Genomic DNA, 23636 nt, shown 5'->3' with positions numbered 1-23636 from the left:
GGGAGCGCGGCGGGGTTCTTGGTGAAATCAAAAACCATAGCGGCTAGCGCTTTGTGCATGAGGGCTGGAGGCCAAAAAGGCCAGAAATCCAGGGTTTCCGGCCCCTGTGCTGCTCCTCCCTTCAGGTGCTCCCCCGCACGGTCAACTCAAAGCCCAGGTCGACCGAGTTCCGCTCGGGCGCCTCGCCGCGCATCAGCGCGAGCAGCATGCGCGCACTGGCCTCGCCGATGGCCGAGCGTGGCGTGCGCACCGTGGTCAGCGGCGGCAGCATCTGGTCGCTGCCGGCCAGGTCGTTGAAGCCCGCGATGGCGACCTGGCCGGGCACCTGCAGGCCCAGCCGCTGCGCTGCCAGCAGGCCGCCCTGCGCCAGGTCGTCGTTGCAGAAGAACACGGCATCGACGCCCGGGCGGGTGCGCAGCAGTTCCTCCAGCAGTTCTCCGCCCAGCCGCATGGACGAGGGCTGGGGGCTGAGCAGTTCCAGCTTCGGGTCGTACAGGCCCGCTTCCTTCAGGCAGCGGCGGTAGCCTTCGGCGCGCTGCATGGTGCGGGGGTCGAGCTGGGCCGCGACAAACGCCACGCGGCGACGGCCCCGGGCCAGGAGATGGGCCGTCATGCCGTGGCCCCCGTCCTGCTGCGAAAAGCCCACGCAGTACACGCCGGGCGCGGAGGTCATCTCCATCAGGTGCACGCACGGCACGCCACTGGCGGCGATCATCTGGCGCGATGCCTCGGTGCGGTCGAAGCCGGTGACCAGCAGCCCCGCCGGGCGGTGGGCCAGGTAGGTGCGCAGCAGCTGCTCTTCTTCCTGCGGGTCGTAGTGGGTCACGCCGATCAGCGCCTGGTAGCCGTGGGGGAACAGCGCGCGGTGCACGGCCTCCAGCACGTCGACGAACAGGGCGTTGGACAGCAGGGGCACGAGCACGGGCACCTGCACGCTGCGCTGGGAGGCGAGGGCCCTGGCGGCGGGGTCGGGCACGTAGCCCAGCCGCTGGGCGGCGTCTTTCACGCGCTGCACCAGTTCCTGCGCCACGCCGCGCTCGCCGCGCAGCGCGCGGGAGGCGGTGATGGGGCTGACCTCGGCGGCCTGGGCCACGTCGCTCAGTGTCATGCGGCCGCTGGAGCGGCGCCTTGTCTCGGGTTTGTTCAAGGGTTAACCCTCATTGGGGTGCGGATCGATGTGGTTAGGATAGCGCTGTCCAAACGATGGGACAAGACATTGACGCCCATTTTGGACGAAGTTGCAAAAGTTGCCACGGTTATTGCGGCATCCAGCCAGGGTGCCTTTTTTATGGATCAATTGGATAGCGCTACCAACATGAGTGTCTTGCCGTCAACGGTTTTTCTGGTGGTCATGGGCGTGGCGGGCTGCGGCAAGTCGAGCCTGGGCTCGGCCCTGGCGCAAGCCGAGGGCCTGCCGCTGATCGAGGGAGACGACCACCACAGCCCGGCGAGCCGTGAAAAGATGCGCCAGGGCATCGCGCTGACCGATGCAGACCGCGAGGGGTGGCTCGCCACGCTCGGGCAGCTGCTGCAGGCACAGCCCCATGGCGCGGTCCTGACGTGCTCCGCGCTCAAGAAGTCCTACCGGGACCGCCTGCGCGACGCCTGCCCGGGGCTGCGGTTCGTTTTCCTGGAGATCGACCGTGCCAGCGCGGGCCAGCGCGTGGCCGACCGTGCCGGGACCCATTTCTTTTCCAGCGCGCTGGTGGACAGCCAGTTCGCCACGCTCGAGTCGCCCGTGGGCGAGGCGGGAGTGCTGCGGCTGGATGCACTGGCCGCCCTGGCCGTTCTTCAACAGCAGGCCTCGGCCTGGATCGCCGCCACGGAGGCCGCATGACCACCCCGGAAGACTCCACCCCCGTGCGGCCCAGCCGGTACGTCGCCGCCTCCCAGGTGCTCATGGCCGCCTGCCTGGCCGTGATGGCCGTGGCCGTGTTCGTGAATGTGGTGCTGCGCTACGGCTTTGGCAGTGGCGTCGTGGCGAGCGAAGAACTCTCGCGCCTGCTTTTCGTGTGGATGGTCTTCATTGGCGCTGCGGCGGCCTACCCCGCCGGCGAGCACATGGCCTTCACCAGCCTGGCGGGCCTGCTCGCCAAGCGTCCCCTGGCATTTGGCGCGCTCACGGCGTTGATCCGGCTGCTGGTGATCGCGGCCTGCGCGATGCTGGCCTGGGGCGCCTGGCACCAGGTGATCGTCGGCATGGACAGCCATTCCGTGGTGCTGGGCTACCCGGCGGCCCTGTTGCCGCTGCCCGCCTTCCTGTGCGCTGTCGCCATCGGCGTCATGGCGCTGATCGAATTGATTCAACGCAAGCCGCTGGACCTGGGTCACGGCGCCGAGGTGGAGTAACCGATGATGTCCCTGGGACCCGAAGCGCAGGCTTTTATTGTTTTCTCCGTGGGCATGCTGGTGCTCATGGGCACAGGCATGAACATGGGCCTGGCCCTCGTGCTCACGGGCGCGGGCATGGCGTGGGTGCTCGACTTCTGGGATGCGCAGCTGCTGGCCCAGAACCTGGTGGCGGGGGTGGACAGCTTTCCGCTGCTGGCCGTGCCGTTCTTCATCCTGGCTGGCGAGCTGATGAACTCGGGCGGCATCAGCCGCCGCATCATCGACATGGCGCAGGCCTGGGTCGGGCACATCCGGGGCGGCCTGGGCTACGTGGCCATCGGCGCGGCGGTGCTCATGGCCAGCATGAGCGGCTCCGCGCTGGCCGATACGGCCGCGCTGGCCACCATCCTCTTGCCCATGATGCGCCAGCAGGGCTACCCGATGAACACGTCGGCCGGGCTGATCGCCTCGGGCGGCATCATCGCGCCCATCATCCCGCCCTCCATGCCGTTCGTCATCTACGGCGTGACGACCAACACCTCGATCTCTGCGCTGTTCGTCTCCGGCATCGTGCCGGGCCTGATGATGGGCGCGGGCCTCATCTTCGCCTGGCGCTGGGTGCTGCGCGGCATGGACCTGCCGCAGGGCGAACCCTTGCCCGTCAAGGACCGCCTGCGCGCCACGGTGCGTGCCTTCTGGGCCATGCTGATGCCCCTGATCATCATCGGCGGCATGAAGTCGGGCGTCTTCACGCCCACCGAGGCCGCCGTGGTGGCCGCGTTCTACGCGCTGGTGGTGGCGTTGTTCGTCCACCGCGAAATGAAGATCGCGGAAATCTACGGCGTGCTGGTGCGTGCGGCCAAGACCACCTCCATCGTGATGTTCCTCTGCGCGGGCGCCCAGGTGGCCAGCTACATGATCACGCTGGCCGACCTGCCCAATGTGCTGACCAGCTGGCTGGGTCCGCTGGTGGAGAACCCCCGCCTCCTGATGGCGGTGATGATGATCGTGCTGGTGCTGATCGGCACGGCGCTCGACCTCACGCCCACCATCCTGATCTTCGCGCCCGTGATGCTGCCCATCGCCGTGAAGGCGGGCATCGACCCGGTGTATTTCGGCCTGATGTTCGTGCTCAACGGCGCGATCGGCCTCATCACGCCGCCGGTGGGCACGGTGCTCAACGTGGTGGCCGGGGTGGGGCGGATATCGATGCACAGCGTGATCAAGGGCGTGAACCCGTTCCTCTTCACCTACGTGCTGATCCTGGCCTTGCTGGTCGCCTTTCCACAGATCGTCACCGCCCCCGTGGTGTGGCTGCGCTGACCGCCCGTTTCCTCCCCTCTTTTTTCCTTTCCCACCCGCTAATGGAGACAACCATGAAAACTTTCCGCCGCACCCTTCTGGCCGCCTTGTCGGTGGCCGCCCTTGCCTGCTCGTTCCAGGCCGCCGCGCAGGATTTCAAGCCACGCATCATCCGGTTTGGCTACGGCCTCAACGAAGTGTCCAACCAGGGGCGTGCCACCAAGCTGTTCGCCGAAGAGGTCGAAAAGGCCTCGGGCGGCAAGATGAAGGTGCGCGCCATCGGCGCCGCCGCCCTGGGCTCGGACGTGCAGATGCAGCAGGCGCTGGTCGGCGGTGCGCAGGAGATGATGGTGGGCTCCACCGCCACGCTGGTGGGCATCACCAAGGAAATGGCGATCTGGGACACCCCCTTCCTGTTCAACAACGCGAAGGAGGCCGATGTGGTGCTGGACGGCCCCGTGGGCCAGAAGGTGATGGACAAGCTGCAGGAAAAGGGCCTCGTGGGCCTCGTGTACTGGGAGAACGGCTTTCGCAACCTGACCAACAGCAAGCGCCCTGTCACCAAGCTGGAGGACATGAATGGCATCAAGCTGCGCGTGATGCAGAACAACGTGTTCCTCGACAGCTTCAAGACCCTGGGAGCCAATGCCGTTCCACTGCCGTTCTCGGAACTGTTCACCGCCCTCGAGACCAACACCGTGGACGGCCAGGAGAACCCCTACAACACCATCCTGTCGAGCAAGTTCTACGAGGTGCAGAAGTACCTCACGGTGACCAACCACGTCTACAGCCCCTGGATCGTGCTGGTCAGCAAGAAGTACTGGGACGGCCTCAACAAGGCCGAGCAGAAGGTGCTGCTCGATGCCGCGAGGAAGAGCCGCGACTTCGAGCGCCAGGATACGCGCGCCGAGGCCGACAAGGCGTTGGCCGACCTCAAGGCCAAGGGCATGCAGGTCAACGAACTGTCGCCCGCAGAAGCCAGCCGCATGCGCGAGAAACTGGGGGCGGTCAATACCAGCATTGCCGCCAACGTGGGCGAGGCGCTGTGGAAGGACGTGCAGGGCGCCGTGGCGCAGGCGCGTGGGAGCAAATAAGCCTGGGTGAGACGCGGCTGCCGCAACGCCATTGCGGCTCCCAAAGACAAAAGGCCGAGGCCCCGAAAGGGGCCTCGGCCTTTTTGCATTTGCAACTGCCTGCCCGCACCGCCTTGCGGCGCGGGCAGGACGGATTACAGGGAGCCGATTTCGCCGGACGAGATCTTGCCAGTGCGCAGGGCGTCTGCAGCTTGGGCATTCACCGCGTTGCGGTCAGCGGTGGAGGTGTAGACCAAGGCACGCGAACCGACGGGGATGGCACCGCTGGTTTGGGGCACTGCCGAGGCTTCGGCTTGCACTTCGGCACGGGTGCGGTTCGTTTCGAACTTCGTGGCGAATTGCGAAGCATCGACTTCGTCGGCCTGTGCACCGAAAGAAGCGAAAGCGGCCACGGCGGCGATGGAGAGGAAGCGTGCGGTCTTGTTCATGGTGAAACTCCGGTGAAATTCAAAAAAATGAGGGCGATGTACTTGGAAATACGCAGCAGGAGAGGGCCTGGATTCAGCGAATCAAACGCTGATCAACCACGCTCACCCGAAGGGATCTGGCCGGTGCGCACGGCATCGGCGGCCTGGGCACGCACGGCGGCGCGGTCGGCCGTGGATTGATACGTCACCACACGCGAACCTGCGGGTTCGATGGAGCGGGTCTGGGCCACGGTGGCGGCTTCGGCGGCCACTTCGGCGCGGGTGCGGTTCGTCTCGAACTTCGTGGCGAACTGCGAGGCATCGGCCTCGTCGGCCTGGGCACCGAACGAAGCGAAAGCAGCCACGGCGGCGATGGAGAGGAAGCGGGCGGTCTTGTTCATGATGAAATCCTTCAGGAAGAAAAAAGCGTCTCAAAAAAGCCGGGACAAAAACCATTTCTGAACCGGGTTCGGTGAGTCGCCTTGCGGGTTCGGCTCATCGATGGGATGAACTGTACGCCGCGGTGGTACAAAGAAAAACTACTCGGTCGCAAACTAACTGTTCCAGTTTTGGAAACAATCCAGACGCCTGTCTTTCTGCCTGCGGCCCGAGGGCCGGTAGCCAGTCGCAAGCGATCGTGGTGGCAGGAGAGGTGGGCGGTGAATCCTTTCGAAAGCGCGTTGGACATGGGCTGTATCGTGCCGGGCGGCGCGGCATGCGTCGTCTCAGCGCGGTTTCGATTCTTTTCGGTTTGTTTCGGGTTCTCCCGAATGCAACAAGTGCGAAACATGTGCATCGAGTCCGTGGGGAACGCGCCAAAGGTGTGGTGAATGGCACTTGCGCGGGTTGCATCGGCAAGGCTTATGGGCTGAAATCACTCTGTACCTGTTTCAGCCATCACGAGGGAGGTTCCAATGACCGTAGTCGCCAAGATTCTTCAATCCAAACCCGATGCCACCGTGCATACCATCGGGCCCGCCACTTCGGTGTTCGATGCGCTCAAGCTCATGGCGGACAAGGGCATCGGTGCGTTGATCGTGACCGAAGGCGCCGACATCGTGGGCATCTTCACCGAGCGGGACTACGCGCGAAAAATCGCGCTCATGGGGCGCACGTCCTCGGTCACCCAGGTGCGGGACGTGATGACGACCGCCGTGCTGTTCGTGCGGCCCGACCACACCAGCGAGCAGTGCATGCAGCTGATGACCGGCAACCGGCTGCGCCACCTGCCCGTGGTGGACGACAGCAGCAAGCTCGTGGGCATGATTTCCATCGGTGACCTGGTCAAGGACATCATTTCCGAGCAGAAATTCATCATCGAGCAGCTGGAGCAGTACATCACCGGGGCGCGCTGAGACAGAGACAGAGGCCGAAGCGGCAAGGGCCCTGGCCTTGTGGCCAGAGCCCTTGCATTCCCGTGGGGGGGGGCCGCCCGATTGCGGCATCCCGGGGCCCGCCGTCAGGCCGCCTTCTCCACATGCGCCTGCCGCGTGTACAGAAAGTCGATCACCGCCTTGCGGCACTGCACGTAGCGCGGGTCCTCGGCCAGCTCCACGCGGCGGCGGGGGCGGGGCAGGTCGACGGCCAGCACCTCGCCAATGGTGGCGGCGGGGCCGTTGGTCATCATCACGATCTTGTCGGACAGCAGCACGGCCTCGTCCACGTCGTGGGTGACCATGACCACGGTGCTTTGCGTGCGCGCCACGATCTCCAGCAGCTCGTCCTGCAGCTTGGCGCGGGTCAGGGCATCGAGCGCGCCGAAGGGCTCGTCCATCAACAGCACCTGGGGTTCCATGCCCAGCGCACGGGCGATGCCCACGCGCTGCTTCATGCCGCCCGAGATCTCGCCGGGGCGCTTTTGCCCGGCGTGCGTGAGGCCCACCAGCGCCAGCGCCGCATCGGTGCGGGCCCTGAGCTGGGCCTTCGTTTCCTTGCCGCCAAACACGCGTTCCACGGCGAGGTAGATGTTGTCAAAGCAGGTGAGCCAGGGCAGCAGCGAGTGGTTCTGGAACACCACAGCGCGCTCCGGCCCCGGGCCCCTGATCTCCTTGTTGGCGCACAGCAGTGCGCCGTTGGTGGGCGTGGTCAGCCCCGCGATCAGGTTCAGCAGCGTGGACTTGCCGCAGCCCGAGTGGCCGATCAGCGCGACGAACTCGCCCTTGGCGATGGTGAGGTTGATGTCGCGCAGCGCCGGGAACAGGCCCTTGGCGGTCTTGAAGGTCTGCTCCACGCCATGGACTTCGATGAACTTGGTGGTGAGAGAGGTGTGCATGAGGAACTCCGGGTTGTTTCGAGGACCGCCGCGGCACCGGCTTGGCCGGGCCACTGGGGGGCACCTGAGGGGATGACGCGCCGCAGGCGCGGCTCAGGGGTGGGTCAGGTTTTGACCTCTTCGAAGGTGAACGCAGTGGCCAGCTTGATGAGCGCGAACTCCAGCACCAGCCCGACGATGCCGATCACGAAGATCGCGATGATGATGTTCTTGACGTTGAGGTTGTTCCACTCGTCCCACACCCAGAAGCCGATGCCCACGCCGCCGGTCAGCATCTCGGCGGCCACGATCACGAGCCACGCGGTGCCCACGGCCAGGCGCACGCCGGTCAGCATGTAGGGCAGCACGGCGGGGAACAGGATCTTGGTGGCGATCTTCCACTCCGACAGGTTGAGCACGCGGGCCACGTTCATGTAGTCCTGCGGCACACGCTGCACGCCCACGGCGGTGTTGATGATCATGGGCCAGATGGAGCAGATGAAGATCGTCCAGATGGCGGCCGGGTTGGCACCCTTGAACACCAGGAGGCCGATCGGTAGCCAGGCCAATGGAGACACCGGGCGCAGCAGGCTGATGAGCGGGTTGAACATGCGCGACAGGAAGTTGAAGCGCCCGATCACGAAGCCCGCTGGAATGCCCACCAGCGCCGCCATGCCAAAGCCCACGGCCACGCGTTCGAGCGACATCAGCACGTTCCAGCCCACGCCCTGGTCGTTGGGACCGTTGCGGTAGAACGGGTTGCTGAAGATTTCCAGCGCCTGCTTCCAGGTTTCCACCGGGCCGGGAATGCTGTTGCCCGTGGTGGCTGACACCACGGCCCACAGACCCACCAGCAAGCCCAGGCCACACAGCGGCGGCAGCACCGCCATCCAGAAGCCGCGCGACAGCGCCGCCCAGTCGCGACCGGCGGGGGCTGCAGATGCCGTGGGCGCAGGGCTTGCCGCCATTGCCGTTTTTGACTGTTTTTGGCTTCTGGCGCTTGCGGGCGAAGCGCTGCTAGCTACATTATTCATAGCGTTCTGTGCAACCACGGGGGCTGCATCCAGCGGGGAGTGAAAGACGGCACTGACCATGGTGTTCTCCTGTGCAGGGTGGACGGGGCAGGGCGCTTACGCCTTGATCTTGAAGCTGTCGGCGTACTTGGCGGGGTCCTTGCCGTCCCACACCACGCCGTCCATGAACTTGCTCGTACGCATTTCGCTCTTGGGCAGCGGCGTCTTGGAAGCGGCGGCCGCCTGCTTGTAGACGTCGATGCGGTTCACGGCCTTGGCCACGTTCAGGTAGTCGGGGTGGTCCTTGACCAGGCCCCAGCGCTTGTGCTGCGTGAGGAACCACATGCCGTCCGTGAGGTAGGGGAAGTTCACCGTGCCCTCGTTGAAGAACTTCATGTGGTTGGGGTCGTCCCAGGTCTTGCCCATGCCGTCCTGGTAGCGGCCCAGGATGCGCTGGTTGATGGCATCGACGCCCGTGTTCACGTAGGCCTTGCCGGCAATGGTCTCGGCCATCTTGTTCTTGTTGGCCAGGCCTTCGTCGATCCACTTGCTGGCCTCCAGGATGGCGGCCGTCACGGCACGGGCCGTGTTGGGGTACTTCTGCACGAATTCGGACGTGGTGCCCAGCACCTTCTCGGGGTGGTCCTTCCAGATGTCCTGCGTGGTCGTGGCCGTCACGCCGATGCCGTCCATGATGGCGCGGTGGTTCCAGGGCTCGCCCACGCAGAAACCGTCCATGTTGCCCACGCGCATGTTGGCCACCATCTGCGGCGGGGGCACGGTGATGACCTTGGCATCCTTCATCGGGTTGATGCCGTTGGCCGCCAGCCAGTAGTACAGCCACATGGCGTGCGTGCCGGTGGGGAAGGTCTGCGCGAAGGTGTACTCGCGCTTCTCGCTGGCCATCAGCTTGGCCAGGCCCGCGCCATTGACGGCGCCCTTGTCGGCGAGCTTCTTGGACAGCGTGATGGCCTGCCCGTTGTGGTTCAGGTTCATCAGCACGGCCATGTCCTTCTTGGGCCCGGCCAGGCCCAGGTGCACGCCGTAGACCAGGCCGTACAGCACGTGGGCGAAGTCGAGTTCGCCGTTGACCAGCTTGTCGCGCACACCGGCCCAGGAGGCTTCCTTGGTGGGGATGATGGTCACGCCGTACTTCTTGTCGATGCCGAGCACCGAGGCCATCACCACGCTGGCGCAGTCGGTCAGCGGGATGAAGCCGATCTTGACTTCCTTCTTCTCCGGCGCGTCCGAGCCCTGGGCGTGCACCAGCGCACGCAGCGCGGGGCTGACGCCGACGGCGCCCACGGTGGCGGCCTGCAGCACGGTGCGGCGGTTGAGGCTGGTTTTGAGCAGATCGGTCATGGGGCACTTCCTCATAGCGTTGAAAACAAAAAAGGCGTCCTCCCGAGCAGCCTGCATACATGCAGCACCGGTCGGTGAGGGACGCCTCTGTCCATGGCGATACCCGATGAAGGGCTCGCCCAGCACCGGCCCGCCTTTGGGCCCGTGCTGTGTGGGGGTGAGACCGCCATTGGTCTCGCAGGGGTTAAAGCAAGTGGCGTGCCAGGCCTTGCCGCACGGGCTCCGCATCAGTTCGGCGCATGATTTGCTATTGAACTGATAGCTTCTTGCGCAAATGGATCAAGCGCCGGGGGCCTTTTTGACCTGCAAACGCGCGGAGGTGGTGCGCGCGGTGAATGCCGCACTGCCTTTGTGCGGCGCACCATCCGGGAGAAGCCGGTGGACCTGGGCGTGGCCCAGGCCGGGGATGCCGGGTAAGGACCGCTGCGCAGCGAGGGGATCGTCCCCTTTCCCGAGCCGGGCAGAGGAGGGGCCAGGGGCCGCGGCTCCAAGACTGCCTGTGCAGTCTGGACGGTCTCCGAGAGCGGGCGGCCTCTGGCGGCTGCACCGATGCGCGCAGCGCCTCAGGAGGATGTCACCTGCTTACCCGAGCAGGTCCATCACGTCGAGCATGCGCTGGGCCACATCCACGAGCTTGAGGCCCTTGTCCATGGCGGTCTTGCGCAGTTTCTCGTACGCGGCCTGCTCGGTCAGGCCCTGGCGCTGCATGAGCAGGCCCTTGGCGCGGTCGATGGTCTTGCGGTCCTTGAGCTCGGTCTTGGCATCGGCGAGCTCGGCGCGCAGCGCCTGCTCGTGCTGGAAGCGCGCCATCGCCACGTCCAGGATGGGGCGGATGCGCTGGGGCGCGAGGCCGGCCACGATGTAGGCCGACACGCCCGCGGCCACCGCGTCCTTGACGTGCGAGGTGTCCTCGTCGTTGGTGAACATCACGATGGGGCGGCGTTCGTCGCGCGTGGCCACCACCACGTGTTCCAGCGCGTCGCGGGCCTCGCTCTCGGCGTCCACGATGATCAGGTCGGGCTGCAGCTGGGCGATCCGCTCGCTCAGGAACACATCCGCGGGCAGCGTGGCGATCAGGTTGAAATTGTTCTCCAGCAGCCCGATGCGCAGCGCCCGCGAACGCTCCGCCTGCAGCACGGCGTGTTCGTCGTCGGGGTCGGCAATGGCCAGGTCCGGGGCCACCACCACGATGCGCAGAGACTCGTTCATACCCTGGAGCATAAGCAATTTTTACGCCACAAATTGGTGCGCCGAAGCGGTGCGCCCCGGGCAGGTGCCGGGTTCCGGCAAGGGCCTTGCCTTGCAGGGTCTGAAACTTGCTAATAGTTTGCCGATTGGCAGGGCATACCCGATAGCGCCTTTCCTCCGTCGTCGCATATACATCTGGTCACATTGACATATTGATGAGGATTCCGCATGAACAAGCATATTGACCGGCGCCGTTTCGCCGCCGGGCTGGCCTTGACCACCGCCGCGTCCATGGCGCTGCTGCTCCTGTCCGGGTGCGGCAAGGTGCCCGACACCATCAAGATCGGCGTGGCGCAGCCCTTGAGCGGCCCCCTGGGCGCCCTCGGGCAGGACTTGCTCAATGGCGTGAACCTGGCCGTGGCCGAACTGAACAAGGGCGGCTACACCGTGGACGGCAAGCGGGTGACGCTGGAGGTGGTGGCGGTGGACGACAAGGCCGACGCGGCCACCGGCAAGACGGTGGCCCAGCAGCTGGTGGATGCCGGCGTGGTGGCCGTCATCGGGCACCTGAATTCGGGCGTGAGCATCGAGACCGCGCCCATCTACGCGGCCAAGGACATCGCGCAGATCGCCATCTCCACCAACCCCAAGTTCACGCAGCTGGGTTTCTCCACCACCTTCCGCATGGTGGGCAACGACACGCTGCAGGCGCGCGCCATCGGCTCGTTTGCCGCCACCCAGCTGGGCGCCGCGCGCTATGCCGCGCTGGATGATGGCACGCCCTACGGCAAGGGCCTGGCCGACGGGGCCGCCGCGCAGCTCAAGGCCGAGAAGAAAGAGGTGGTGGTGCGCAAGTCGTTCGACGACAAGACCACGGCATTCGACGAACTGGCCGGCGAACTCAAGGCCGCGAAGGTGGAGGTGATCGTCTCCACCCTCAATGACTTCCAGGCGCTGGCGTTGCTGGAAGCCCTGCGCAAGGTGGGGCACACCAAGGTGAGCCTGCTGGGCGGCGACACCATCAAGACCACCGACATGACCAAGGGGGCCGGCATCGTCGAGGGCGTCTATGCCACCTCGCCCGTGCTGGAAGCCAAGGAGTTTTCCACGGGCAAGCCCTTCCTGGAAAAGTACATCGATGCCTACAAGAAGCCGCCCGCGTACGGCGGGCACTACAGCTACGACAGCATGTACGTGCTCTCGGCGGCCATCCAGAAGGCCAAGTCCGCGGACCCCAAGGACATCACCAAGGCCATGCACGGCATCAACGGCTACGCGCCCGTGATCGGCACGATGACCTGGGATGACAAGGGCGAGCAGCGCTACGGCGCGGTGGGCGTGTACGAACTGCGCAGCGGCAGCTGGGAGCTGCGCATGCGCTCGGACCGCTGGTAGGCGCGGCCTGCGACCCTGGGGATGCACGACCCCTGCCGGCCACCGCCGGCAGGGGTTTTTGCATCAGGCCCCTCGCGAGCCCGGGTTTTACACTCGGGGCATGAGTCTGTTGATCCTCGGAATTGAATCCTCGTGCGACGAGACCGGCGTGGCGCTGGTGCGCTCCACGGGCGATGCCGTTCCCACCCTGCTGTCCCACGCCCTGCACAGCCAGATCGAGATGCACCAGGCCTATGGTGGCGTGGTGCCCGAGCTGGCCAGCCGCGACCACATCCGCCGCGTGCTGCCGCTGGCCACGCAAGTGTTGACCGAGTCCGGCCAGACGCTGGCGGACGTGGACGTGGTCGCTTACACGCGCGGCCCGGGCCTGGCGGGTGCCCTGCTGGTGGGGGCCGGCGTGGCCTGCGCGCTGGGCGCGGCGCTGGACAAGCCGGTGCTGGGCGTGCACCACCTGGAGGGGCACCTGCTCTCGCCCTTCCTGAGCGCGGACCCGCCCGAGTTCCCCTTCGTGGCCCTGCTGGTCTCCGGCGGCCACACCCAGCTCATGCGGGTGGACGGCGTGGGTCGCTACGAGATCCTGGGCGAGACCATCGACGACGCGGCGGGCGAGGCCTTCGACAAGTCGGCCAAGCTCATGGGCCTGGGCTACCCGGGAGGGCCGGCGCTGTCACGCCTTGCCGAGCAGGGCGATCCGGCGGCCTTCAAGCTGCCGCGCCCGCTGCTGCACAGCGGCAATCTCGACTTCTCCTTTGCCGGGCTCAAGACCGCCGTGCTGACCCAGGCCAAAAAACTGGGCGACGGGCTCGAAGCGCGCAAGGCCGACCTGGCGGCCAGCACCGAGGCCGCCATCGTCGAGGTGCTGGTGAAAAAGACGCTGGCGGCGCTCAAGCAGACCGGCCTCAAGCGCGTGGTGGTGGCCGGTGGTGTGGGCGCCAACCGGCATCTGCGGGCGCAGCTCAATGCCGCCTGCGCGGCGGCCAGGGTGCGGGTGCACTACCCCGAATTGCACCTGTGCACCGACAACGGGGCCATGATCGCCATGGCGGCGGCAATGCGGCTGCAGGCGGGGCAGCAGGAGGCGAACACCGACTATGCGTTTGATGTGAAGCCGCGGTGGCCGCTGGATTCCATCGTGCCAGTCGGCTGAAATGGGCTGGTCATTCCAGCCCCGTCGACAAACCTATCCTGCAGAACCGCGCTGTTGCCTGCGCAGTCCCATCCAACCCAGGATGGCAGCCAGTGCAGCCAGTGCCCACGGGTTGTTGACCGGGATGCTGGTGGGGTCAGAGCCCAGTGCCGGAGCCAGCGGATCGCGGATACGCCCTGCGGCAATGTCTGAATCACCTATGCCGTTGTCAGTGATGCTGTACGTCACTGTGCGGCGGTCCGGGCTGAGCACTGCCTCGGTCCATAAGAACCAGGTGGAGGTCTGTGCTCCTGCCGTAGCCGGTCCGAACTTCCAGAACTGCACGCCTTCAGGCAACGGAGTCGGGTACGTGATGGAGATGGTGACGCTGCCGGTGCAGCCGGTGGCGAGGAACTCGAACGCGCCATGAGGCAAGGTGCGGTTGGCGGGGGCCGTAGAAGGCACCGTGAATGCAGAGCTGGAATCCAGCGTACAGCTTGCGCCTCCGCCAGCGAGGGTGACTGAGCCGGCGCCTGACATGCCAGGTACCGCGCCGGTCACCGTCGAAAGTGTTGGTGTGACCACATTGCTGATGCCTGCGGCGGAAGGCCCCTTGTTGTTGGTAGCCACGACGCGGAAGCTGTACGCCGATCCGTTGGTGAGGCCAGAGACCGTGCAGCCGAGCGCACCCGAGGTCGTACACGTTTTGCTGCCGTCTTGCACCGCTGTGACCGTGTAGCCGGAGATGGCGCTGCCGCCATCGTGGGATGGTACTTGCCAGTTCACGGTCGCTTGCCCGTTGCCAGCCGTGACGCTGACGTTCTGGGGCGCGCCAGGCACATTGGCCTCGACCTGGATGGAGTAGGACTGCGAACCCGAACAGCCGCTGGCGTCCGCGACTGTCACTGTGAAGTTGAAGGTTCCAGTGGCCGTTGGCGTGCCGGAGATGGTGCCACTACCACCCAGCGTCAACCCGGGGGGCAAAGCACCAGCAGTCACCGCATAGCTTGGCGCTCCCAGTGCACCCGTCTGTGAAAGGGGGGTGCTATAGGCCTGACCCCAGACTGCCGGGGCCAGCGCGCCCCCCGGTGTCATCGTGAATGCCGGGCACACATAGGGTGTGTACACCGTGTTGTCGATACCAATGTAGTCGGAATTCGTTCCGAGAGCACCGGCCGAGGTGACGAAATAGCGAAACGCCATGCGTCCAGAGGTGGGGGCTGGAAGTCCCGAGATAGTGATGGTGTATTGCGTCCACGTCTGGGGATAGCCGCCGGCCACCAGCGTTGGATTGACGCTGAGCAGCAGCGCCGTGAAGTCCCCCACGGCGGTGGCGCCTGATCCCACATTTGTGCTTGCGCCATTGGTGCTCAGCCGGACTTCCAGCCGATCGGGATAGTCGGTCCCCGTGGGTTTTCTTGTGAAGAAGGTCAGCACATCCCCATTGCGCAGCGTCCGGTTTGGCATCGCGAGCCAGTTGCTGATGGTGCCGGTGCTGCCGGTGTTGTTGTAGTTGGCGCCAATGTATGCATTGGCTGCGCCGCTATACGCGTTGAAGGGGCCGGGGGTTGGCGTCGCTGTGGTTGCTGTCCCCTGGAACCAGCTGGTTGAGCCGGCCGGGGTGCTGTTGTTCTGCATGAACCATCCATTGCCCGTGAGCAACGTGATGTTGTCAAAATCTTCTGTGAATGCCTGGGCCCAGGCCTGGCTGGAAAAACCAACCACAAAGAGAATCATTGTGGCAATACGAAAACAAATCCTGCTCATGTCTGGTTGTCCGCTGTAGTGATTGACAACGCTGATGCGTGTCCGCTCCCGTGGGAGGCACATTTGCGGCGGTTCGTTTGTCGCGCCATTCATGCTGGACAGCACATTGCGCGAATCTAGTGCGCTGTCACCGCTCAAGCCACATGTTCACGAAATCGGATTTTCACACTCGGTACCGCACTGCAAGTCCTCGATACCGCTGCGGTGGTCACTGAGGGGGGCGCCTGCTTTTTTGAGAATGAAGCCATCGACTTCGTTGCATGCAGCTATTTCCGGGCCGGCGCACTAGCCGATGAATGCTGAAACAATCGCTAACAACCTTATGGGGTGGGCTACCAGCTGTCAAGAAAAAAAGCGCAGGCATCGGCGATGCCTGCGGGGTTGTGCGACGGGCGCTGATTTCTGTGCACCTTTCCCAGAAACCTTTGAATACGCCTCTCAAGCTCGGACGCAGGGGGGCGAATGGCGGCTTGACCGACATTGACCAGGCGCGCGGCATTCAGGTGGACGCTCATGCCCGTCCACCGTATATGGGGGCCGTTTCAACGCCCTCAAAATGGATAGTGCCTCGGGGTTGTCTGCACCGTGATCCAGCGCAGCTCCGTGAACTCCCGCACCCCCGCCATCCCCCCAAACCGCCCGTACCCCGAACTCTTCACCCCACCGAACGGCATCTGCCCCTCATCATGCACCGTCGGCCCGTTGATGTGACAGATCCCCGACTCGATGCGCGCCGCGACGTTCCACGCCTTGGCCACATCGCGGCTGAACACGGCGGATGACAGGCCGAACTCGTTGTCGTTGGCGCAGGCAATGGCTTCTTCCACGCCATTCACGCGCACCACGGGCTTGACGGGGCCGAACGACTCCTCGCGGTAGATGTCCATCTCCGCCGTCACGTGGTCGAGCACGGTGGCCTGCATCAGCGTGCTGTCGCTCTTGCCGCCGCACACCAGCGTGGCGCCCTTGGCCAGCGCGTCGTCGATGAGCGCGTTGCAACGGTGCACCGTGGCCATGTCCACCACCGAGCCGAGCACCACCGGGCCCTTGCGTGGGTCGCCCAGGGGCAGGGCCTTGGCGCGCTCGCCGAGCTTGGCCACGAACTCGTCGGCCACGGCGTTGTCCACGATGATGCGTTCGGTGGACATGCAGATCTGCCCCGAGTTGGCGAACGAGCCGAACACGGTACCCGCCACGGCGGCATCGACGTCCGCATCGTCCAGCACCAGCAAGGGTGCCTTGCCACCCAGCTCCAGCACCACGGGCTTGAGGTACTTGGCACACGTCTGCGCGATGATGCGGCCGACCTTGGTCGAGCCCGTGAAGTTCACGCGGCGCACGGCCGGGTGGGCCACGATGGCCTCGACCACGGCACCGGCATCGGCGGGCGCATTGGTCACGAAGTTCACCACGCCTGGCGGCAGGCCGGCCTCCTGCAGCGCCTCGATGATCAGGCCGTGCGTGGCCGGGCTCAGCTCCGAGCCCTTCAAGATGACCGTGTTGCCGCAGGCCAGCGGCGTGGCAATGGCGCGCACCCCCAGGATGATGGGCGCGTTCCACGGCGCGATGCCCAGCACCACGCCCGCGGCCTGGCGCACGCCCATGGCCAGGCTGCCGGGCACGTCCGACGGAATCACCTCGCCGGCGATCTGCGTGGTGAGGGCCGCAGCCTCCTGCAGCAGTCCTGCCGCCAGGTGCACGTTGAAGCCGGCCCACAGACCCGATGCGCCGGTTTCTGCGGCCATGGCGGCAGCAAAGGCATCGCCCTTGGCTTCGAGTGCGTGCGCCGCCTTGAGCAGCAGCGCGCGGCGCGCATTGGGGCCCAGGGCCGACCAGGCCGGGAAGGCCTTGGCGGCTGCGTCTGCTGCGGCCTTGGCATCGGCCACGGTGGCGGCGGGCGCGGTGGTGGCCACGGAGCCGTCGAGCGGGTTGCGGCGCTCGAAGGTAGCGCCGCCGGCGGCCTGCACGCGCTCGCCGTTGATCAGCATGGAAATGGCAGTCATGGAATGTCTCCTGGATGAATAGGAAGGAAAAGTCGGATGGGGATGGGGTGTGGGACGTTCAGGCAACGCCCAGATAGGCCTGGCGCACCGCGTCGGACTGCAGCAGCGTGGCGGCATCGCCCGAGGCCACGATGCGCCCGCGCTCCAGCACATAGCCGCGCTGCGCCACCTGCAGCGCCTTGCGCACGTTCTGCTCCACCATGAGCACGGTGACGCCCTGCGCCGCGATGCGCTGCACGATGGCCAGCAGCTCGTCCACCATGCGTGGGGCCAGGCCCAGCGAGGGCTCGTCCAGCATCAACAGGCGCGGGCCGCTCATCATGGCGCGGGCCACGGCCACCATCTGCTGCTCGCCACCGCTCATGGTGCCGGCCAGCTGCTGGGCACGCTCCTTGAGGCGCGGGAAGTCCTCGAAGGCCTGGGCCAGGCGCTCGGCGCGCACGCGCGAGGGCACCAGCCAGCCGCCGAGTTCCAGGTTCTCGGTCACCGTCATCTGCGGGAACAGCTGGCGGCCCTCGGCCACCAGGGCCAGGCCGCGCTGCACGCAGGCCGTCGCATTGAGGGCCGGCACGGCCTGGCCGTCGAGTTGCACCGTGCCCTGGCGCGGCAGCAGGCCGGCCAGCGCCTTGAGCAGCGTGGTCTTGCCGGCGCCGTTGGGGCCGACAATCACCGTGATGCCGGGCTGGGCTTCGAGCGACAGGTCCTGCAGCACCTGGAAGCCGTTGTAGCCCGTGACCAGCCCTTGTACCGTGAGGTGTGCGCCGCTCATGCCGTGGCTCCTTCGGGCGTGGCCTGTGTGCCCATCTCATCGCCCAGGTAGGCCTCGATCACCTCTTTGTTGCGCACCACCTCGGCGGGTGTACCGTCGGCAATCTTGCGGCCCTGGTGCAGCACCAGCACGCGCTCCACGTACTTGAGCAGCGTGGTCACCGCATGCTCGATCCACACCACCGTGAGGCCCCAGTCATCGCGCAGGCGGCGGATGCGCTGGGCCATGGCATCGACCTCGGCCTCGGTCAGGCCGGCGGCCACCTCGTCGAGCAGCAAGAGGCGCGGGCGCGTGCCCAGGGCCATGCCGATCTCCAGCAGGCGCTGCTGCGAAGGCGTCACGTCGGCGGCGGGCCGGTCGGCCAGGGCTGACAGGCCCAACATGGCCAGGATCTCGTCCTCATTGCGCAGGCCCACGGGCCCCTGGCGGTGGCGGCCCGCGAACTGCATGCCAAAGCGCACGTTGTCGCGCACGCTCATGTCGGGGAACACGCGCGGCGTCTGGAAGGTGCGCGCGATGCCGTGGGCCGCATAGTGGTGCGGCCCCTTGCCGGTCAGGTTGTCGGCACCGCAGTGCAGCGTGCCCGAGGTCGGTGGCTGCACGCCCGAGATCGCGTTGAAGAACGTGGTCTTGCCCGCGCCGTTGGGGCCGATGATGCCGATGAGCTCGCCTGCGTGCAGGCTGGCGCTCACGCCGTCCACGGCGGTCAGCCCGCCAAAGCGCACGGTCACGCTGTCGATGGTCAGCAGGGCTTCAGACATGGCCGGCCTCAGTGGCAGGTGTGGCCGGCGTGGCAGGCGTGGCCGCCCGCTTGCGCTGCCACAGCGTGGCCAGCCCGTTGGGCAGGTACATCACGCACAGGATCAGCAGCAGGCCCAGCACCATCATGTAGCCGTAGGGCAGCTGCAGGCGCAGCGTCTCGGCCAGCAGGCTGAAGACGATGGCCGCGAGCACCGGGCCGCCGATGCTGGCCGCGCCGCCGATCAGCGCGATCAGCACCGTCTGGAAGCCGATGAAGGGGCTGAACACGGCCGCCGGTTCGATGTAGGTCCAGCGCACCGCCATGGCCGCGCCCACGGCGCCGGCAAACGCGGCCGTGATGCCGAAGCCCGCGATCTTGGCCAGGCGCGTGTCCACGCCCAGCGTCTGCGCGCGCTGCTCGTCGGCGCCGATGCCCGAGAGCGCCAGGCCGAAGCGGCTGCGCTTTACCGCAATCGATGTGGCAATGGCGGCCGCCGCGATCAGCAGCACCGTGAGGTACACCGTCTCGTTGCTGGGCACCACCGTGAGCACGCGACCGACGGTGCCCGACACCTGCTTTTCGACAAAGGTCACCGCATGGCGGATCAGCTCCGTCATGCCGAAGGTGAGCACCGCGAAGTAGGTGCCGCGCAGGTGCAGCACCGCCGCACCCATGACCACGGCCACCGCGGCGGCGATCAGCGCGCCGGCCACGATCACCAGCGGCCAGGGCAGGCTACCGAGCAGCGTGGCGCTGGCATACGCCCCGATGCCGAAGAAGGCAGAGGTGGCCAGCGAGAGATAGCGCGTGGCGCCGCAGAACAGCGACCAGCTGGTGGCGAGTGCGATGTACATCAGGCAGCTGAGCAGCACCGAGGCCATGAACTCGGACACCAGCCAGGGCAGGGTGCCGACTACGGCCGTGCCCGCTGCGAGCGCGAGCCAGGGCTTGTTGGAATGGAGTTTCATTTTTTGCTAAACAACCCGTTGGGGCGCCAGATCAACACGCCGATGAAGACTGCGTAGCTCAGCAGCATCTTGAGAGAGGGGCTGCTGAAGTGCATGCCCAGGGCCTCGACCACACCCAACAGCAGGCCCCCAGCCAGGCTGCCCGCCAGGCTGCCGAAGCCGCCCAGCGTGATCACGATCAGCGCGGTCACGGTGTAGGGCTCGCCCATGGAGGGCGAGATCTCGTAGGTCATTGACAGCAGCGCTCCCGCCACACCCGACAGGCCCAGGCCGATGCCGAACATCATCGGGTGCAGGCGCCGGGTGTTGATGCCCACGAGCTGTGCCCCCGTGGGCGATTGCATCAGCGCCCGCACGGCCTTGCCCAGCAAGGTGAGCTTGAGGAGCGCGATCAGCGCGGCCGACAGCGCCAGTGCCACGCCGAACAGCACCAGCTTGTTTTCGGTGAAGCGCATGCCCGCCACCTGCACCGGATCGGACAGGTATTCGTAGCCGCGCAGGTCGCCGCCCCAGATCAAGAGGGCGGTGTTCTGCACCAGGAACATCAGGCCGAAGCCCACCATCAGGCTGCGCGCCTCGAACACGTCCACGTTGGGTGCGCGCGCCGCCAGGCGCTTGAAGCACAGCGCATGCACCGCCACCCCCAGCACGAACAGCGCGATGAAGGCGATGGGCATCAGCAGCAACGGCGACCACCCCCAGGCAGTGTGCGCCCACCAGGTGAGGAAGGCGCCGAGCATCAGGAACTCGCCATGCGAGATGTTCATGATGCGCATCAGCCCGTACTGCAGGTTCAGGCCCATGGCCACCAGCGCGTAGATGCCGCCGGTAATGAGGCCGCTGGCGACCAGTTCGGCCCAGGAAGTCAGAGACACTGTGTTATTTCCAGGCTGGTTTTGCGGTGTTCAGCTGCGCCGTGGCGCGGTCCTTGGGCCAGACCACTTCGAAGTCGCTGCCCTGCCACTGGCTCACCGTGCCCGGGATGGAGGCGTTCTCGCTGCCTGCAAAGCGGATGCCGCCCAGGATGGTCTTGAACTCGTTCTTGGCGATGTGCTCGCGCAGCGCCTTGCGGTCCAGCCCCACCTTCTCCACGGCCTGCTGCAGGATCTGCAGGCCCGCCCAGGCATGGCCGCTGGCCCAGCGGTCGGGCTCCTTGTTGAACTTCTTCACGTGGGCGTCGAAGTAGGCCTTGGCCTCGGGGCTGGTCTTCACGCTCCACGATCCCATGCCGATCACGCCTTCGGTGTTGGCCTGCATCACGTTCTTGTACAACTGGAAGGCGGTGCCCACCGAGGCGTAGAAGAACTTGGGGTTCAGCCCCACCTCGCGCGCCTGGCGGCTGGCCAGGATGGTGTCGGGTGGGTAGGTGATGCCGATGAAGGCATCGGGGTTCAGGTCCTTGATGCCGCGCAGCACGGGCGCCAGGTCCTTCACGCCCAGCGGGTAGCTCTTGCGCTCCACCACCTGGATGCTGGTCTTCTTGAGCGCGTTGTTCAGCGCCGCGAAGTTCTCCAGGCCAAACAGGTCGTCCATGTAGACGATGGCCACCGACTTGACGCCGTTGGCCACCAGCATGTCCACCAGCGCGCCCATCATCTTGTCGGGCTGCTGCAGCAGGGAGAAGAAGTAGGGCAGGTTCATGTCGATCAGCTTGCGCGACAGCGCCGTGGGCGCCAGCAGCGGGTAGCCGAAGCGGTTGGCCAGCGGTGCGATGGCGAAGTTGGCGCCCGATCCCCAGGGCGGCAGGATCAGGTCCACCTTGTCGCTGCCCATGAGCTTCTCGAAGGTGCGCACGCAGGTCTCGGTCTCGCTGCGGTCGTCGTAGCCGATGAGCTCGATGGGGCGCTTGGCGCCCTTGATGCTCAGGCCGCCCGCCGCATTGACCTGCTCGGCCCACAGCAGGTAGTTGGGCTCCTGGCTGACCTGGGCGCCTGCGGCCCAGGGGCCCGTGCGGGCAATCGCGTAGCCGATGCGCACGGGGGCGCTGCCACTGCCTTGGGCCAGCAGCTGCGGCGCCACGGCCAGCGCGCCCACGGTGGCGGCGGCCCCCTTGATCCATTGGCGCTTGGAGGGTTGGGATGGTGAATGCGTTGTCATTGTGTGTCTCCTCGGATGGGAGGCCCGCGCAGTGCAGGCCGTACCCGGATCGTAGGAAGACGCCGCCCGGTACGCTGGGCTGAGCGTGCACAAAAGCTTTGTCCCAGCGTGCACGGCGCAGGGGGTTTACCCGGATTTCCGTGCCCGCCGCAGGAATAGCGGCGCGGCCGATAATCCCGCTGAGACAGGCGGCACCGTCTGCATGACGACTGGAGACACCCATGGCCCACCCTCTGACCGAGGTATCGACCGACACCGTGCCACCGCGCGACCGCCTGCACCTCTGGGGCGATGCGGTGTGGCGCCTCATTGGCGGGCTGGAGTCCGATGCCTTCGGCGACGAGGCCTTCGCGGGCCACATCACGTCGGGCCAGGCGGGCTACGTCAACCTGTGCCAGCTCGACGTGAGCCGCCACCGCGTGGTGCGCACCCCCAGCCTCATCCGCAGCAGCGACCGGGCCTACATCAAGGTGGTGGCGCAGCTCGAAGGGCGCGCCTGCTTCGAGCAGAACGGCCGCCAGGTGTGGCTGTCGCCCGGCGAGTGGAGCGTGTACGACACCACGCGCGCCTACGCCGTGAGCAACCCCGAGGCCGTGCGCCAGATGGTGTTGATGATCCCGAAGGAACAACTGCCCGAGCGCAAGCTCAAGCTCGACGACCTGATGGTGCAGCGGTTTTCAGGCACCACGGGCGTGTCGCGCCTGGCGTGGGACACCATGCGCGCGGCGTTCACCGAGCTGCCCAGCATGTCCGACGCCGCTGCCGACGGCGTGGCCGACGTGATCACGCACCTGGTGCAGCTGTCGCTGCTGGAGCGCAACGGCCAGCACAGCGCCGTGTCGCAGCGCGAGGCCCTGCGGGACCGTATCGGCCAGTACATCGACCGCCACCTCGCAGACCCGGACCTCACCATCGACCGTATTGCGCAGGCGCTCAACTGCAGCAAGCGGCACCTGTACAACGCGGTGGCGGACGAGGAGAACACGCTGGCCACCATGATCCAGCACCGGCGGCTGGAGGCGTGCCTGCAAGACCTGCGCAGCAGCGCGCAGGCGCAGCGGTCGGTGACTGACATCGCGCTGTCCTGGGGTTTCTCCAACAGCGCCCATTTCAGCCGTGTGTTCCGCGCACATGTGGGCTGCAGCCCCAGCGAATACCGCACGCGGGCCCGGGTTCCGGCATTGCCACACTGAGCGCGCTCTCCGGCCGCTGCGCAGGCCTGTCGGCAGGTCGCTTCATAAGAAAAAGCGCCCCTGCCGCTTGCGGCAGGGGCGCTTTCAGCTACTGAATCAATAGCATTCGTGCTGGCAACAGGCGGCCCGCCCTGTGCGGGCGGGTAACTGTGCAGGCGCTGCCGTTTACTGAATGCTCAGCGATGTGGCCCGGCTCACGGGCTCCAGGCGGGCCAGCGTCAGCGTCAGCACGCCGTTTTCCAGCTTGGCGGAGCTGTTGGCCACGTCGATATCAGTGGCCAGCTCCCAGGCGCGCTGCACCTGACGGGGCGCGCCCTCCACGCTTTGCAGGCGCACCTGGTTGCCTTCGATGCTGATGGACAGCTGCTCGCGGGCCAGGCCCGGTACATCCAGCTGCAAGGTGGTGGTCTTTTCGTCCTGCGTCACGGCGCAGCCGGCAGAGGCCGGGGCTGCGGGTGCGGCCAGTGCGCCCATCAGGAAACGCTGCAGCGCCAGGTCGGCGGAACGGGGGGACTGGGCATAAGCGGCACGGCGGATCACGGGGGCGAAGATCATGGGTAACTCCTATAAACTGCGCGGCTCTCGACGTGGTCGCCGCATGCCAAGGAGTTGTGTACGGCCGGGTTGC

24 protein-coding genes are annotated in these 23636 nt (G+C 66.3%); 8 read left to right on the top strand and 16 right to left on the bottom strand.

The genetic code is table 11. The features are described from left to right. Window positions 1–121: 121 nt before the first annotated feature. Window positions 122–1147 (bottom strand): HTH-type transcriptional regulator GntR, encoded by a 1026-nt coding sequence (gene gntR, locus AC1RCS_RS19985; RefSeq protein WP_492245540.1) that lies wholly within the window; start codon window positions 1145–1147, stop codon window positions 122–124. A gap of 204 nt (window positions 1148–1351) precedes the next feature. On the opposite strand from gntR, the gene AC1RCS_RS19980 reads away from it, so the two are divergent. Genes AC1RCS_RS19980 through AC1RCS_RS19965 form a run of 4 tightly spaced genes read left to right on the top strand, consistent with a single transcriptional unit; the run spans window position 1352 to window position 4727 of the window. Beyond that, on the top strand, window positions 1352–1837 hold the full coding sequence (locus AC1RCS_RS19980; RefSeq protein WP_218294444.1) for a gluconokinase: 486 nt from the start codon (window positions 1352–1354) through the stop codon (window positions 1835–1837). Further along, complete coding sequence (locus tag AC1RCS_RS19975) at window positions 1834–2349, top strand: TRAP transporter small permease subunit (RefSeq protein ID WP_218293873.1); 516 nt, start codon at window positions 1834–1836, stop codon at window positions 2347–2349. The genes AC1RCS_RS19980 and AC1RCS_RS19975 overlap by 4 nt, the downstream gene beginning before the upstream one ends. A 6-nt stretch (window positions 2350–2355) precedes the next feature. Continuing rightward, complete coding sequence (locus AC1RCS_RS19970) at window positions 2356–3654, top strand: TRAP transporter large permease (RefSeq protein ID WP_218293874.1); 1299 nt, start codon at window positions 2356–2358, stop codon at window positions 3652–3654. A 53-nt stretch (window positions 3655–3707) separates the two neighbouring features. Continuing rightward, the gene (locus tag AC1RCS_RS19965; protein WP_218293875.1) at window positions 3708–4727 is read left to right on the top strand and encodes a TRAP transporter substrate-binding protein; all 1020 of its coding nucleotides are present in this window, start codon (window positions 3708–3710) and stop codon (window positions 4725–4727) included. Between the two features lie 134 nt (window positions 4728–4861). On the opposite strand, the gene AC1RCS_RS19960 is transcribed toward AC1RCS_RS19965, so the two are convergent. Beyond that, complete coding sequence (locus tag AC1RCS_RS19960) at window positions 4862–5155, bottom strand: DUF4148 domain-containing protein (RefSeq protein ID WP_218293876.1); 294 nt, start codon at window positions 5153–5155, stop codon at window positions 4862–4864. A gap of 92 nt (window positions 5156–5247) precedes the next feature. After that, window positions 5248–5535, bottom strand: a complete 288-nt coding sequence (locus AC1RCS_RS19955; protein ID WP_218293877.1) for a DUF4148 domain-containing protein — start codon at window positions 5533–5535, stop codon at window positions 5248–5250. Window positions 5536–6048: 513 nt separating this feature from the next. On the opposite strand from AC1RCS_RS19955, the gene AC1RCS_RS19950 reads away from it, so the two are divergent. Continuing rightward, entirely contained in the window at window positions 6049–6489 is a 441-nt protein-coding gene (locus AC1RCS_RS19950; protein WP_218293878.1) for a CBS domain-containing protein, read from the top strand. 104 nt (window positions 6490–6593) lie between these two features. On the opposite strand, the gene AC1RCS_RS19945 is transcribed toward AC1RCS_RS19950, so the two are convergent. From AC1RCS_RS19945 to AC1RCS_RS19930, 4 genes are all read right to left on the bottom strand, one after another. Beyond that, the gene (locus AC1RCS_RS19945) at window positions 6594–7406 is read right to left on the bottom strand and encodes an ABC transporter ATP-binding protein (RefSeq protein ID WP_218340634.1); all 813 of its coding nucleotides are present in this window, start codon (window positions 7404–7406) and stop codon (window positions 6594–6596) included. A 104-nt stretch (window positions 7407–7510) separates the two neighbouring features. Further along, the gene (gene ntrB / locus AC1RCS_RS19940) at window positions 7511–8479 is read right to left on the bottom strand and encodes a nitrate ABC transporter permease (RefSeq protein ID WP_492245541.1); all 969 of its coding nucleotides are present in this window, start codon (window positions 8477–8479) and stop codon (window positions 7511–7513) included. A gap of 36 nt (window positions 8480–8515) precedes the next feature. After that, complete coding sequence (locus AC1RCS_RS19935) at window positions 8516–9760, bottom strand: CmpA/NrtA family ABC transporter substrate-binding protein (RefSeq protein ID WP_218340636.1); 1245 nt, start codon at window positions 9758–9760, stop codon at window positions 8516–8518. Between the two features lie 582 nt (window positions 9761–10342). After that, window positions 10343–10969 carry an ANTAR domain-containing response regulator gene (locus AC1RCS_RS19930; protein ID WP_218293883.1) on the bottom strand — a complete coding sequence of 209 codons (627 nt, stop codon included), beginning with the start codon at window positions 10967–10969 and terminating at the stop codon, window positions 10343–10345. Between the two features lie 207 nt (window positions 10970–11176). Here AC1RCS_RS19930 and AC1RCS_RS19925 point away from each other — a divergent pair, with 207 nt between their 5' ends. Both AC1RCS_RS19925 and tsaD read left to right on the top strand, forming a co-directional pair. Continuing rightward, entirely contained in the window at window positions 11177–12343 is a 1167-nt protein-coding gene (locus AC1RCS_RS19925) for a branched-chain amino acid ABC transporter substrate-binding protein (RefSeq protein WP_218293884.1), read from the top strand. 100 nt (window positions 12344–12443) lie between these two features. Beyond that, the gene (tsaD, locus tag AC1RCS_RS19920) at window positions 12444–13490 is read left to right on the top strand and encodes a tRNA (adenosine(37)-N6)-threonylcarbamoyltransferase complex transferase subunit TsaD (RefSeq protein WP_369641897.1); all 1047 of its coding nucleotides are present in this window, start codon (window positions 12444–12446) and stop codon (window positions 13488–13490) included. A 33-nt stretch (window positions 13491–13523) separates the two neighbouring features. On the opposite strand, the gene AC1RCS_RS19915 is transcribed toward tsaD, so the two are convergent. The 8 genes from AC1RCS_RS19915 to AC1RCS_RS19880 all read right to left on the bottom strand — a co-directional run bounded on the left by AC1RCS_RS19915 (window position 13524) and on the right by AC1RCS_RS19880 (window position 21815). Continuing rightward, window positions 13524–15236: an IPTL-CTERM sorting domain-containing protein gene (locus tag AC1RCS_RS19915; RefSeq protein WP_492245542.1), complete on the bottom strand. Its 1713-nt coding sequence runs from the start codon at window positions 15234–15236 to the stop codon at window positions 13524–13526. 332 nt (window positions 15237–15568) lie between these two features. Next, window positions 15569–15751, bottom strand: a complete 183-nt coding sequence (locus AC1RCS_RS19910) for a hypothetical protein (RefSeq protein ID WP_492245543.1) — start codon at window positions 15749–15751, stop codon at window positions 15569–15571. 36 nt (window positions 15752–15787) lie between these two features. Next, a complete protein-coding gene (locus AC1RCS_RS19905; protein WP_492245544.1) occupies window positions 15788–17239 on the bottom strand; it encodes an aldehyde dehydrogenase in 1452 nt (483 codons plus the stop codon). Between the two features lie 58 nt (window positions 17240–17297). After that, a complete protein-coding gene (locus tag AC1RCS_RS19900; protein ID WP_145695436.1) occupies window positions 17298–18008 on the bottom strand; it encodes an ABC transporter ATP-binding protein in 711 nt (236 codons plus the stop codon). Then, window positions 18005–18769, bottom strand: coding sequence for an ABC transporter ATP-binding protein (locus AC1RCS_RS19895; RefSeq protein ID WP_492245545.1), 765 nt, complete (start codon window positions 18767–18769; stop codon window positions 18005–18007). Before AC1RCS_RS19895 ends, AC1RCS_RS19900 begins: the two co-directional genes overlap by 4 nt. Further along, entirely contained in the window at window positions 18762–19718 is a 957-nt protein-coding gene (locus tag AC1RCS_RS19890; protein WP_492245546.1) for a branched-chain amino acid ABC transporter permease, read from the bottom strand. The genes AC1RCS_RS19895 and AC1RCS_RS19890 overlap by 8 nt, the downstream gene beginning before the upstream one ends. After that, window positions 19715–20593, bottom strand: coding sequence for a branched-chain amino acid ABC transporter permease (locus tag AC1RCS_RS19885; protein ID WP_492245547.1), 879 nt, complete (start codon window positions 20591–20593; stop codon window positions 19715–19717). The genes AC1RCS_RS19890 and AC1RCS_RS19885 overlap by 4 nt, the downstream gene beginning before the upstream one ends. A gap of 4 nt (window positions 20594–20597) precedes the next feature. Further along, a complete protein-coding gene (locus AC1RCS_RS19880; RefSeq protein ID WP_492245548.1) occupies window positions 20598–21815 on the bottom strand; it encodes an amino acid ABC transporter substrate-binding protein in 1218 nt (405 codons plus the stop codon). 221 nt (window positions 21816–22036) lie between these two features. On the opposite strand from AC1RCS_RS19880, the gene AC1RCS_RS19875 reads away from it, so the two are divergent. After that, a complete protein-coding gene (locus AC1RCS_RS19875) occupies window positions 22037–23008 on the top strand; it encodes an AraC-like ligand-binding domain-containing protein (protein ID WP_369641903.1) in 972 nt (323 codons plus the stop codon). A gap of 165 nt (window positions 23009–23173) precedes the next feature. Here AC1RCS_RS19875 and AC1RCS_RS19870 read toward each other — a convergent pair whose 3' ends face one another. After that, the gene (locus AC1RCS_RS19870) at window positions 23174–23563 is read right to left on the bottom strand and encodes an Hsp20/alpha crystallin family protein (RefSeq protein WP_218293895.1); all 390 of its coding nucleotides are present in this window, start codon (window positions 23561–23563) and stop codon (window positions 23174–23176) included. Window positions 23564–23636 lie beyond the last annotated feature (73 nt).

It is taken from the genome of Acidovorax sp. GW823-FHT01C06 (genome assembly GCF_058798375.1).
This window is presented reverse-complemented; position numbering and strand designations above follow the sequence as displayed.